This window comes from Pseudomonas sp. RIT778 (assembly GCF_019718735.1).
GTDB lineage: Bacteria > Pseudomonadota > Gammaproteobacteria > Pseudomonadales > Pseudomonadaceae > Aquipseudomonas > Aquipseudomonas aphyarum.
The window spans coordinates 56,062-68,024 of sequence record NZ_JAIHBA010000031.1 but is presented as its reverse complement, the minus strand read 5'-3'; the positions used below and the strand labels follow the sequence as shown (position 1 = coordinate 68,024).

Sequence of the window (11,963 nt, the reverse complement as noted above, 5' to 3'; positions counted from 1 at the left end):
GAACAGGATTTTCCTGGTTAACTTCCTCGTTAATTCGTCATGATCCTTGACCCATTGGCGTGATAGCCTTTTCACCTTCGGCGTTGACACCTTTGCTCAAGCCTTTCCATTCCTTTGTATTGGTGGAACTCGTATGACCAGGCTTTCTCATCAAGATTTGCGCCGTAACTTCCGTCAGCTGCTGGCTTCCGACACCTGCTATCACACCGCCTCGGTGTTCGATCCGATGTCTGCCCGCATCGCCGCTGACCTGGGTTTTGAAGTAGGGATTCTCGGCGGCTCGGTCGCCTCGTTGCAGGTGCTGGGCGCTCCGGACTTTGCCCTGATCACCCTCAGCGAATTCGCTGAACAGGCCACCCGCATCGGCCGCGTCGCCCAATTGCCGGTGATCGCCGACGCCGACCACGGCTACGGCAACGCCCTCAACGTAATGCGCACCATCGTCGAACTGGAACGCGCCGGCGTCGCCGCGCTGACCATCGAAGACACCCTGCTGCCGGCACAATTCGGCCGTAAATCCACCGACCTGATCACCGTCGCCGAAGGCGTCGGCAAGATCCGCGCGGCACTGGAAGCACGGGTCGATTCGGAGATGGCAATCATCGCCCGGACTAACGCCGGCATCCTGCCGAACCAGGAAATCATCAGCCGCACCAAGCAATACCAGGCCGCCGGTGCCGACGGTATCTGCATGGTCGGGATTCAGGATTTCGATCAGCTCGAGCAGATCGCCGAACACCTGACCGTCCCGCTGATGCTGGTGACCTACGGCAACCCGGCGCTGCGCGACGACAAACGCCTGGCCGAACTGGGTGTGCGCGTGACCATCGACGGCCACGGTGCTTATTTCGCGGCGATCAAGGCGACTTACGACAGCCTGCGCGAACAACGCCAGATCTTCACCCAGGCCTCGGACCTGAGCGCCACCGAACTGACCCACACTTACACCCAGCCTGAGGAATACATCCTCTGGGCCAAGGAATACATGAGCGTCAAAGAGTAACCTCGCAACACGCTACAAAGAGGCAGAGCGGCCCGACGCCATCACGAGTCCACTCGCATGGCGCCCGCCGCGAAACCGCTACACCGCTGCCTTGAAGCCTTCCTCCCGCTGTAATGCTCGCGTCTGAATCACGTTCAGAATGGCGCAGCCCTCTCGCATCAGCAGATGCACCGCGCTGGTAATGCGCGTCAGATCACAATCGGAAATGCCCTTGAGGTCGAGACTGGAAAACGTGTCTGCCAGATCGCGCACGACCACAAAACGGTGCATCGCACACGCGGCCATGTCGCTGAGTTCTTTTTGAGTATTGATGAAGAGCACCGGGGATTCGGCGTCGTAGGTGTCGATGGGGAGGTAGCGGGGGATTACTTGATCGGTCATGGTGTAACTCCAATAGAGCAACCACCGTTCGCGGCCAAGCGAAGAAGGTGGCGGCTGTGTGCGGGTTGGCCGACCGGGCAGACCACATCCGGCACACCCGAAGGTGTCCCGCGCACAGCTGCCATAAAGCGAATCCAGGCACGAGAATGTCTGGACGATGACGCTGTAGCGTTTTGCCTGCCCGACCGGCCAAGGTCGTTCGCGGAGTTTTTCCGCGAGCCCAGACTATAGGGGTCGGCACCGAAACGCGGCAACAGGGTACGTTGTAGGAAAGGTCTTGGAAAGTTGTGCGCAAAAAAGACAAGGGCTTAAGGGTTCGAAGAGCCCAAAGCACCTACATCCACGACCGCTCAGACTACGCACCAATTCACACCTTGTTTTCCAAGACTCCTTGATCTACAGTCCGAGTCATGCCAGTGACTAGGAGCATCTCCAGTCATCAAATCTGGCCTCTACAGGTGTCTAGTCTCCTTTTACGTTTGTGTGCCTTTTAGCGTTGAGCTAAGAGGCACACAAATAGTAAAACCTCCTACGCAAGCAGACAGTTTCTTGTCGTCTCATCCTCTGTCGTCAAAATAGATACGTACTTCTTTTGATCGATTACAGCTACAGATCGATTCTTTTCATCCGTACCTGATCCGAAATTTCCTACCCATCACGTCCTTAGGAAACATTTTTCCTACGTCAGGAACTCCTTCTTCTCTTTTTTTAGAAACGATTGTTTCACACGATACTTTGCGGCATATTTTGTCGAAGTCGTATTCTCGCTGCGGCAGTCTTCCCAAGGCGTAAAAAATGAACAAAAGACCTCTAAAAGAGCTGTTAGTCGCAATGCATCAGGGGAAATTCGAATTTCCTGAGTTAGACACAGGCGAGATAACCAGTCTTTACGAAACAAAAAAATACAATGATCGAGAAGTACACGTACCAAACAAAAAACTAAGAACCTTTCACTCCTTCATAAAACTGATACTTCTTGATCATCTAGATACAAATGAAGACGTTGTTTTTTCATACAGAAAAGGGGTAAATGCCGTAGATGCAGTATCTAAGCATTCCCGTAGCAAATATTTCTTTCAGACCGACATAAAAAACTTCTTCAACAGCATTGACGAAGACATGGTAAAAGAAACAATTCTCAAAAATATCGAACAATGTCCAATATCTGATATTCAAGATCACATTGAAAAAATAGTAAAAACCTTGACAGTCAACAACTCAGTACCTGTGGGTTTCTCAACCTCACCAACTCTCAGCAATGCATGCCTTTTTACTTTCGACAACACTCTTCAAGAATACTGCAAAAACAACTCATTAGTTTTTTCTAGATACTCTGACGACATAATCATTTCCTCCATGGAAAAAAGCTCAATATTTGAGGCTGAAAAATACATATCGCAAAAGTTATCCGAAATTACAAAAAACAAACTCTCGATCAATGATGCAAAAAGCAAACACACTCAGACAGGGAACAAAATCAAGCTACTAGGAATGGTAATCCTTCCAAACGGAAAAGTATCCATAGACATAAAATTCAAAAAAGATACAGAAATCAAACTTCACTATTACCTCACCAACAAAGAGACATTCAAAAAAATCGTAGGATCAGACTTCGATGGCGCTATAGAAAAAATATCGGGACATCTTAACTACTACAACACAGTCGACCCCAGCTATCTCGACAAGTTAAGAAAGAAATACGGCACAACTACCGTGGATATGTTCCTTCATAAGTCGGACAAACTATAATGCTACTATCAGTCGAGCTAAAAAACATACAGCATGTTAAGAGTTTGACTTTTGGCGTTGACTTGAGTGAAAACAAGCTCACATGCATTGTAGGAAAGAACGGAATAGGAAAAACAACGCTCATCAAAGCAATCCTTAATTTCCGATCTGCGGACACCTTCTCCAAGACCACCTCATCAGGCATATTCAAAGCCGATAGCGAGGTAACATACAGGTTCGGCACTAACGAATTTCAGTTCACTTTCGACACATCGATCAACAGCCTTAACTGTAAATCAGCCATCCCTGAAGAAATAAAAAAAACTATCGATGTCGAGCTGCCAATGCCGTATGGCCAACGATTCAACCATTTCCAAAGTATCAGCACTGCGGACAAGGACATACGAACAGCGATCATATTAGGAAGGTTTACGTACCCTCACGAACTCATTGAGTTTCTAAGCGACATCTATTCCAGTGACAAATTCAAAAATCTTGTTGAAATAAAAATAAAAAACACGAAATATTACTGCATACCACTTGAGGGTGACAGATATGTTAGAGAAGACCACCTAAGCTCAGGTGAATTCTTCCTGATCAGTTTGTACAGAAAAATCACCAACCACTGTAAGCTAATCGTAATTGATGAGATAGATATTTCGCTAGATGCGGCGACCCAAGCCCATTTAATACGGCGACTCCGCGCATTCTGCGAAACATACAAAGTAAATATTGTATGTACTACCCATTCACTCGCCCTAATGAGAACATTAAAAAACAAAGAGCTTTTCTACATGACAAACATTCATGGTGAAGGCGATATCACACCCGCCTCCTACAACTATATTAAAAGCATAATGTTTGGATTTATTGGCTGGGACAAATACATCCTGACAGAAGATGAGATGCTAAAAAATTTTCTCATCTTCATGATTTCAAAGTACTGCCCAGCTAATTTTTCCCAGTACAAAATCGTACCAATTGGAGGGGGATCAAATGTAATAAAACTACTATTGCTCAACGCAAAAGAACATTTTCTTTCCAGTCCAGAAAACGTAATCTCAATCCTGGACGGGGATCAAAAAATATACAAACACATCAAAAACTGCCCTAACACTTACTTCTTACCCTTCGATAGCGTTGAGAAGAAAATTTTCGAAGACCATAAAATCTCTGAGTTTCTACCGGACTTTAAATGTGCTGATCATATCACCACAGACAAGCACTTCTACAAAGCTATCACAGAAAACAAGTTTATTAACGACCTTGCTATATTTGAGCACCTGTGTAACACATCGGAAGAAAACATAATTCTTCTAAGCAAAGAAATTGCTTGCTTCCTATCTCAAAAACCTGACTAACATGAACACTTTATGATTCGGCTTATTACAAACAAAGCAAGCAGCCTACGTTCACGACGACTGCTTAACTCTGATATATCAAACTACTATTTCGCCAACTCCATAATCATCCGCGACAACAGATAAATCCGCGGTGCCACACTCTCCACCTCCGCGTATTCCTCCGGCGTATGAATGTTGCCGCCAACAATCCCGAACCCATCCAGCGTCGGCGTCCCAACCCCGGCCGACAAACTCGCATCCGCCGCCCCACCGCTGCCTTCTTCGGTCAACTTGCGGCCAATCTCACCGTAAATCCCCTGGGCCATCGCCATCAAACGATCCGACTCCGCCGTCTGCGGCATCGGCGGCAAGCCGCGCTGCAATGAAGTTTTCACCTCGGTGTCAGGAATCAACTTGTCCTGCGACACCCGCGCCAGATCCTTCTCGATCCGGTCGAACTCTTCCGGCACTGCCGCCCGCACGTCAGCCTTGGCCGTGGCCTGATCCGGGATCACGTTGGTGCGGTCGCCGGCCTTGAGCACGGTGAAGTTGATGGTGGTTTTCTTGGCCTCGTCGCCGAGCTTGCCCAGTTGCAGGATCTGGTGCGCCGCCTCCATCGCCGCGTTGCGCCCCAGTTCCGGTGCGACGCCGGCGTGGGCCGCCTTGCCCTTGACCTCGACCAGCGCGGTTGCGCTGCCCTTGCGCCACACCACCAGACCATCGGCCGGGCGGCCCGGTTCGAGGTTGAGGGTAACGTCATGAAGCTTGGCGGTTTTCTTGATCAGGTCGGTGGCGACGTCCGAGCCGGTTTCCTCGCTGGCATCGAGCAGGAAGGTGATTTGCGCGTAGTCCTTGAAATCGAGGTTCTTGAGGATTTTCAGCGCGTAGATGCTGGCGACGATCCCGCCCTTGTCGTCCATCACGCCCGGCCCGTAGGCGCGGCCGTCCTTGATGTGGAACGGTCGCTCGGCGGCGGAGCCTTCCTTGAACACCGTGTCCATGTGTGCCATCAGCAGGATTTTCGCCTTGCCGGTGCCTTTGAGCGTAGCGAGTACGTGGTTGGTTTTTTCCGGGGTGTTGGGCACCAGCTCGATGGTGGCGCCGAGCTTTTTCAGCTCATCGATGGCGATGTCGCTGACTTGCTTGAGCCCCGGCTCATAGCCGGAACCGGAGTCGATATTGACCAGGCGTTCGAGCAGCTTCAGGGCTTCGGGTTTGTACTGTTCTGCGTAGGCCAGCACCTGTTTGTGCGGTTCGGCGAACGCGCCAGCGGTGGCGAAAGACAGGGTCAGGCCGAGACCGGCGGCCAGCAGGGAACGAGGGAATTTGAACGTCATGAATCAATCCTTGTTTCGTGTCGGGTACTGAACCGTACCTGACATCGCGCCAAGGCTCTATCCCGGATGCGACACCCAATCCGTTCAAACCGAATCGAATACCTCGCGCCGTGGCTTGTCGTCGCTGCAGCAGATCACCCGGTTACGCCCGCCGGCCTTGGCTTCGTACAGCGCCTGATCGGCGTCATCCAGCCAGCGTGTCGCGTCGCCGTGAGCCGGATCGAGCGCCGCCAGACCAATGCTCAGGCTGACTTTCAGCGCCGGGTTCTGTTCGTACACCAGAAAGGAAAAACGCTCACGCAACGCTTCCATCGCCTGCGCCGCGTTGAACAGCGGCAAGTCCGGCAGGATCACGCAAAACTCGTCGCCGCCGTAGCGCCCCGCCACATCGGCCATACGCAGGTTCTGCTTGAGCATCTTGCTCAGCTGGCGCAGGACGATATCGCCGGCCACGTGGCCGTAGGTGTCGTTGATTGCCTTGAAGTGGTCGATGTCGATCAGCGCAATCGCCGCGCCTGTCTGCTGGCGTTTGCAGCGTTCGAATTCGACTTCCAGTTGATCCTTCCAGGCGCCGTGATTGAGCAGACCGGTGAGGCTGTCGGTGCGGCTCAGGGCCAGCAATTCGCGTTTATGCAGGCCGAGGGTGTAGGCCTGGCGAAAGCAGATCCAGCCCAGCGCCAGCGGATACAGCATCAACAACGGCAGACAGGCATAGAGTTGCGCCGGTGTGGTCATCGGGACAAACGCGGGGGCAAACACCACCAGTCCAACGCCGACGCCGAGCAACTGCGCCGCCGCCCCGGCCAGCAGAAAACGCAGGCCGCCGATGGCGACGTTGTTCATCGCCATCATCGAAATGGTCGTGGCGCTGGGCAAGGGATTGAAGTGCATGGCGGCGACCCAGAAGCCACCGAGGAAGGCGTCGATCAACAGGTTGCGGTGTTCGGCGTGGTACGGAACCTTCGCCCGGCGGGCCCATTGATACGCGAGGTGCGGCCAGACCAGACCGTTAAACAGCATCAGCGCCCAGACCCAGGCCGGCGGGTCGAGCGGATACATCGCGACGCTCACGCACAAAAGCCCCAAGACCAAGCCGAGGGTTCGCGATGTATAAAGCCTCCTGGCCAGTGAAAGTCCCTTTCCTCCCGTTCTTCCCATAGGGGCCTCGACCACTCAACGGCACTGCGCAGGCCGCAGACCGGATGTGCTGAGAGTCTATCAGGGCGACGTTAAATAGCCATCACCGGCCAGCGGGCCGAATACCCCGTCATTACCGCCATACGGCAGGCAAATGTTTGGCTATACATGAAAGTAGGAAAATGGAAAAAAGACTCTAAGAAGGAGGCCCATGCAAACCTACCAAGTGTTGATCATCGGCAGCGGTTTTGGCGGCCAGTGCGCGGCGGTCAATCTGCTCAAGGCCGGTATCGACGACTTTCGCTTGCTGGAACGCCGGGACTTTTTCGGCGGCACCTGGTGCCAGAACACCTACCCCGGTGCAGCGGTGGATGTACCGTCGCCGCTGTATTCCCTGTCCTTTGCGCCTTACCGCTGGACCCAGATGTTCGCCGAACAGGCTGAACTGCACCGCTACACCGACCATGTGGTCGAACGCTTCGGCCTGCGTGATCGGGTGGAACTGCAGGCCAACGTCGAACGCGTCGAATGGGACGACACCGAAAAACGCTGGGCCGTACACACCGGCACCAAAGGTATTTTTTATGCGCAGTTCCTGATCAATGCCACCGGGCCACTGAGCCAACCGGTTATCCCACACTTCCCCGGCCAGGATCGCTTTCAGGGCAAGACCTTTCATACAAACAATTGGGACCACAGCTACGACTATCACAGTAAACGGGTGGCGATTGTCGGCAGCGGTGCCAGTGCGGCCCAGGTGATTCCGGCGATTGCACCGAAGGTCGCCCGATTGCACGTGTTTCAGCGCACCGCGCACTGGGTGCTGCCCCGGGCCGACCGTACGTTCGGTCGGTTCCAGCGCTGGCTGCTGGGTCTGAAACCCGCCTACAAACTGCTGCGCTGGATGATCTACTGGCAATTCGAAACCCGGGTCATCGCCTTCAAATACTCGAAACCGGCGATTCACATGGTGCAGAGCCAGGCCCTGAAGTTTCTCAAACGCCAGGTGACTGACCCTGAGTTGCGGAAAAAACTGACACCGGACTTCACCATCGGCTGCAAACGGGTGCTGCTCTCCAGCACCTATTACCCGGCGCTGACCCTGCCCAACGTCACGCTGCACAGCCGCGAACAGGGAATCGCCAGCCTCGACGAAACCGGCATCGTCACCACAGACGGCCGGCACATCGACGTCGATCTGATCGTCTGGTCGACCGGTTACGACGCCACCGACGGCGTGATTTCCTACCCGGTCAGCGGAAAAAACGCCGTACAACTGCGCGACATCTGGGCGCAATACCCGCGCGCCTACCTCGGCACCAGCCTGCCGGACTTTCCCAACCTGTTTATCGTCACCGGGCCGAACACCGGCATCGGCCACACCTCGGCGCTGTTCATCATCGAATCGCAGATGAACTACATCCTCGACTGCATCCGCACCTTGCAGGCCAAAGGTCTGCGCAGCATCGAAGTTCGCCCCGAAGCAGAACGTACCTACACTCAGATGATTCACCGGGAGATGGAACGCACGGTCTGGAAAACCGGCGGCTGCCACAGTTGGTATCAAAGCAGGAGCGGTCACGTGATCGCGATGTTCCCCGGCTTCAGTTTCAGCTACCACCGGTTGACCCGGACGCTGAAACCGGCTGACCACATTCTGTCTTGAACAAGGAAGACCCACGATGCTTTTGCTGTTTGTCGCCCTCGCGGTTTTCGTGGCCTGGAGCTGGTTGAGTTACCCGGCGGTCGGCCATTGGCTCTACGATCTGAGCGCGGCCCTGGAGGCCAGGCTGTACCGGTTGCACAAGATTGAAGTTCCGATTGCCGAAATGACCGTGTCGACCTGGCAAGGCGGGCCTTATGAAGCGTCAAGCAGCATTTTGATGCTGCACGGCTACAGTGCCGAAAAGAACTTGTGGCTACGCTTTGCCCGGCATTTTGTCGGGCAGTATCGGGTGATCATCCCGGACCTGGCCGGCCACGGCGAGACCGGCTTCAAGGCCGGCGGTGGCTACTACATTCCGGTGCAGGCCAAGCGCATGATTCAGTTGCTCGACGTCTGCGGCGTCGAGAAGGTCCATGTGATCGGCAACTCCATGGGCGGTTACATCGCCGCGTGGCTGGCGGCGACCTACCCGGACCGCATCGCTTCGGTGGCGCTGATCGACCCGGCCGGCGTCACTGCGCCCGAAGCCAGCGACATGGAGCGCCACCTGGCCCGCGGGCACAATCCGTTTCTGATCAACTCCCGGGAAGAATTCCGACGCTTCTATGCGATGACCATGGCCTCACCACCGTGGGTACCCGGTCTGGTGCTCGACGCGATCGCCCAGCGATACGAGCAATGTCGCGATGAACTGGAAGAGATCTTCCGGGATTTTCGCGCCAGCCCGCCGATGGAGCCGAAACTGCCGGACATCAAATGCCCGGCGCTGTTGCTCTGGGGCCGCAAGGACCGGTTGATCGACGTCAGCAGCGTGCCGGTCTGGAGCAAAGGCATCAGCAATTTGCGAGTCGATGTCTGGGACGGCGTCGGCCATATGCCGATGGTCGAGCAACCGTCGAATACGGCACGTCTGTATCGGGAATTTCTGGGGGAGAATTCGCGTCAGGACAGGTAAACGGTCAGTCGTTGGCAGAATGAAGTTCGTAGGATTCTTCGTTTGCCCGCGTCGGCGAAGGCTGCGATCTTTTCCGACATCCTTTACGTGACCGTGCCAGGAATTTTTTTCATGACCGTGCAGCCTTTCGTCAGCCCCGACCTGATCCGCCAACGCTTCTCCAAAGCGATGTCCGACATGTACCGCGAAGAAGTGCCGCTGTACGGCGCGTTGATGGAACTGGTGGAACAGACCAACCGCGACGTGCTGGCACGCGAACCGCAGATCGCCAGTCAACTGCACAGCACCGGCGAAATCGAACGGCTGGACATGGAGCGCCACGGCGCAATCCGCGTCGGCACCGCCGCTGAACTGGCCACCCTCGCCCGCCTGTTCGCGGTGATGGGCATGCAACCGGTAGGCTATTACGACCTGACACCTGCCGGGGTGCCGGTGCATTCCACGGCATTTCGCGCGGTGCATGAAGAGGCGCTGCAGGTCAGCCCGTTCCGGGTGTTCACTTCGTTGCTGCGACTGGAATTGATTGAAGACCCCGAGCTGCGAGCCTTTGCTCAATCAGTGCTGGATAAGCGTTCGATCTTTACGCCTTCGGCGCTAAGGCTGATCGAACAGGCAGAAGCCGCTGGCGGCCTGAATGAATCCGAGGCCGGGGAATTTGTCCTGCAAGCGCTGGAGACTTTTCGCTGGCACCACAGCGCCACCGTCACCGCTGCGCAATACCAGACCCTCAGCGCTCAGCATCGCTTGATCGCCGATGTCGTGGCCTTCAAGGGTCCGCATATCAACCACCTGACCCCGCGCACGCTGGACATCGACATCGTCCAGGCGCAGATGCCGCAGCACGGCATCACGCCCAAGGCGGTGATCGAAGGCCCACCGCGTCGGCAGCACCCGATCCTGTTGCGTCAGACCAGTTTCAAGGCGCTGGACGAGCCGATCGCCTTCACCGACCAGACGCAAACCCGAGGCAGCCACAGCGCACGCTTCGGTGAAATCGAACAACGCGGCGCGGCGCTGACACCCAAAGGCCGCGCGCTGTACGACCGCCTGCTGAACGCGGCGCGCGATGAACTCGGCGATTTCTCCAACGAAGCCAATGCCTCACGCTACAACGCGCTGATGACCCAGCATTTCAGCGAATTCCCTGACAGCCTCGAGGGCATGCGCGAGCAGGAACTGGCGTACTTCCGTTATTTCCTGACAGACAAAGGGCTGGCGGCGGGTCATCCCGCTGATGTTTCGCTGCAGGCATTGTTGCGCGACGGCTATGTGAAAGCCGAACCGCTGGTGTACGAAGACTTCCTGCCGGTGAGTGCAGCGGGGATTTTTCAGTCGAACCTGGGAGACGCAGCGCAGACGCACTATGGCGAGCATTCCAACCGACAGGCGTTCGAGCTGGCGTTGGGGCGTTCGACCATTGATGAGTTGGGGTTGTATGCCGAAACCCAGCAACGCTCGATCGAGGAATGCCTCGCTTCAATCGCCCGCTCCGCGTGAAAAGCGGCGATTGGCCATACTGCGCAAGAAGTTGCGCACTTGCTCCCTGAAAACGCTCACCGATTCCGCTGGAGGCCATGTGTTTCAAGGCCTCCAGCCAAGTGCGCAAGAAGTTGCGCAGTACTGCGCAACTTCTTGCGCACTTCCAGCCACGTCGCTGTTTAAAAAACGCTCAAAACCGCGAAGCAGAGCGGCGAAGTCCCCAGCTCCCGGGTATGTGCCAAAAGCTGGCACGCTCCTTGATAACAGTCAGGCACCCACCGGGCGATTTCGCCTCCCGGGCACCCTAACTTTATCCGCAAGGAGCACCTCCCATGGCAACACCAGCGTACATGTCGGTTACCGGCGAAAAACAAGGCCTGATCACTGCCGGCGCCTTCACCGCCGACTCCGTTGGCAACACCTACCAGGAAGGTCACGAAGACCAGGTCATGGTTCAGGCGTTCAGCCACGACGTGATCATCCCGCGTGACCCGCAATCCGGTCAGCCAACCGGTCAGCGCGTTCACAAGCCAGTGATCATCACCAAGGTCTACGACAAGGCTTCGCCACTGCTGCAAGCTGCTCTGACCTCCGGCGAGCGCATGAGCGAAATCGTTATCCAGTGGTACCGCACTTCGGCTCAAGGTACCCAAGAGCACTACTACACCACCAAACTGGAAGACGCGATCATCGTCGCCATCAACAACAAAATGCACAACTGCCAGGATCCAGGCAACTCGCACTTCACCCACCTGGAAGAAGTGCAGTTCACCTACCGCAAAATCACCTGGACCCACGAAGTCTCCGGTACTTCGGGTTCCGATGACTGGCGTGCTCCAGTCGTTTAATTACGGCTGATCGTTTCAAGCATCGGCCAGCTCTGCTGGTCGATGTTGTTTACGCCCCTCCAGAATTTCGCGTGCGTTGAACCGCC

At 55.2% G+C, this 11,963-nt stretch carries 10 protein-coding genes; 7 read left to right on the top strand and 3 right to left on the bottom strand.

What is annotated here, in order from left to right; all coding sequences use genetic code 11:
* Nucleotides 1-133: 133 nt before the first annotated feature.
* A complete protein-coding gene (locus tag K5E37_RS21510) occupies nt 134-1,003 on the top strand; it encodes an oxaloacetate decarboxylase (RefSeq protein ID WP_007956238.1) in 870 nt (289 codons plus the stop codon).
* Nucleotides 1,004-1,081: 78 nt separating this feature from the next.
* Here K5E37_RS21510 and K5E37_RS21505 read toward each other — a convergent pair whose 3' ends face one another.
* The gene (locus K5E37_RS21505) at nt 1,082-1,384 is read right to left on the bottom strand and encodes a hypothetical protein (RefSeq protein ID WP_064595275.1); all 303 of its coding nucleotides are present in this window, start codon (nt 1,382-1,384) and stop codon (nt 1,082-1,084) included.
* 795 nt (nt 1,385-2,179) lie between these two features.
* Between K5E37_RS21505 and K5E37_RS21500 the strand changes: the two genes are divergently transcribed.
* Both K5E37_RS21500 and K5E37_RS21495 read left to right on the top strand, forming a co-directional pair.
* Nucleotides 2,180-3,133, top strand: a complete 954-nt coding sequence (locus tag K5E37_RS21500; protein WP_221535087.1) for a reverse transcriptase domain-containing protein — start codon at nt 2,180-2,182, stop codon at nt 3,131-3,133.
* Nucleotides 3,133-4,473, top strand: coding sequence for an AAA family ATPase (locus K5E37_RS21495; RefSeq protein WP_221535086.1), 1,341 nt, complete (start codon nt 3,133-3,135; stop codon nt 4,471-4,473). Before K5E37_RS21500 ends, K5E37_RS21495 begins: the two co-directional genes overlap by 1 nt.
* Before the next feature lie 86 nt (nt 4,474-4,559).
* Here the strand turns inward: K5E37_RS21495 and K5E37_RS21490 are convergent, their stop codons facing one another.
* Nucleotides 4,560-5,792, bottom strand: coding sequence for a M20/M25/M40 family metallo-hydrolase (locus K5E37_RS21490; protein ID WP_085607617.1), 1,233 nt, complete (start codon nt 5,790-5,792; stop codon nt 4,560-4,562).
* A gap of 84 nt (nt 5,793-5,876) precedes the next feature.
* Nucleotides 5,877-6,950 (bottom strand): diguanylate cyclase, encoded by a 1,074-nt coding sequence (locus K5E37_RS21485; protein ID WP_085607619.1) that lies wholly within the window; start codon nt 6,948-6,950, stop codon nt 5,877-5,879.
* A gap of 190 nt (nt 6,951-7,140) precedes the next feature.
* Here K5E37_RS21485 and K5E37_RS21480 point away from each other — a divergent pair, with 190 nt between their 5' ends.
* From K5E37_RS21480 to K5E37_RS21465, 4 genes are all read left to right on the top strand, one after another.
* Nucleotides 7,141-8,595, top strand: coding sequence for an NAD(P)/FAD-dependent oxidoreductase (locus K5E37_RS21480; protein WP_085607621.1), 1,455 nt, complete (start codon nt 7,141-7,143; stop codon nt 8,593-8,595).
* 16 nt (nt 8,596-8,611) lie between these two features.
* Nucleotides 8,612-9,550, top strand: coding sequence for an alpha/beta fold hydrolase (locus tag K5E37_RS21475; protein WP_221535085.1), 939 nt, complete (start codon nt 8,612-8,614; stop codon nt 9,548-9,550).
* A 111-nt stretch (nt 9,551-9,661) separates the two neighbouring features.
* Nucleotides 9,662-11,047 carry a VOC family protein gene (locus K5E37_RS21470; protein WP_085607624.1) on the top strand — a complete coding sequence of 462 codons (1,386 nt, stop codon included), beginning with the start codon at nt 9,662-9,664 and terminating at the stop codon, nt 11,045-11,047.
* Between the two features lie 314 nt (nt 11,048-11,361).
* Nucleotides 11,362-11,877: an Hcp family type VI secretion system effector gene (locus K5E37_RS21465; protein WP_003226246.1), complete on the top strand. Its 516-nt coding sequence runs from the start codon at nt 11,362-11,364 to the stop codon at nt 11,875-11,877.
* Nucleotides 11,878-11,963: the final 86 nt, after the last annotated feature.

Bases quoted from the DNA above. Each gene is read 5' to 3' on its own strand.
- K5E37_RS21480 (WP_085607621.1), top strand. From the start codon at position 7,141: ATGCAAACCTACCAAGTGTTGATCATCGGCAGCGGTTTTGGCGGCCAG.
- K5E37_RS21495 (WP_221535086.1), top strand. From the start codon at position 3,133: ATGCTACTATCAGTCGAGCTAAAAAACATACAGCATGTTAAGAGTTTG.
- K5E37_RS21510 (WP_007956238.1), top strand. From the start codon at position 134: ATGACCAGGCTTTCTCATCAAGATTTGCGCCGTAACTTCCGTCAGCTG.
- K5E37_RS21490 (WP_085607617.1), bottom strand. From the start codon at position 5,792: ATGACGTTCAAATTCCCTCGTTCCCTGCTGGCCGCCGGTCTCGGCCTG.
- K5E37_RS21465 (WP_003226246.1), top strand. From the start codon at position 11,362: ATGGCAACACCAGCGTACATGTCGGTTACCGGCGAAAAACAAGGCCTG.
- K5E37_RS21470 (WP_085607624.1), top strand. From the start codon at position 9,662: ATGACCGTGCAGCCTTTCGTCAGCCCCGACCTGATCCGCCAACGCTTC.
- K5E37_RS21485 (WP_085607619.1), bottom strand. From the start codon at position 6,950: ATGGGAAGAACGGGAGGAAAGGGACTTTCACTGGCCAGGAGGCTTTAT.
- K5E37_RS21505 (WP_064595275.1), bottom strand. From the start codon at position 1,384: ATGACCGATCAAGTAATCCCCCGCTACCTCCCCATCGACACCTACGAC.
- K5E37_RS21500 (WP_221535087.1), top strand. From the start codon at position 2,180: ATGAACAAAAGACCTCTAAAAGAGCTGTTAGTCGCAATGCATCAGGGG.
- K5E37_RS21475 (WP_221535085.1), top strand. From the start codon at position 8,612: ATGCTTTTGCTGTTTGTCGCCCTCGCGGTTTTCGTGGCCTGGAGCTGG.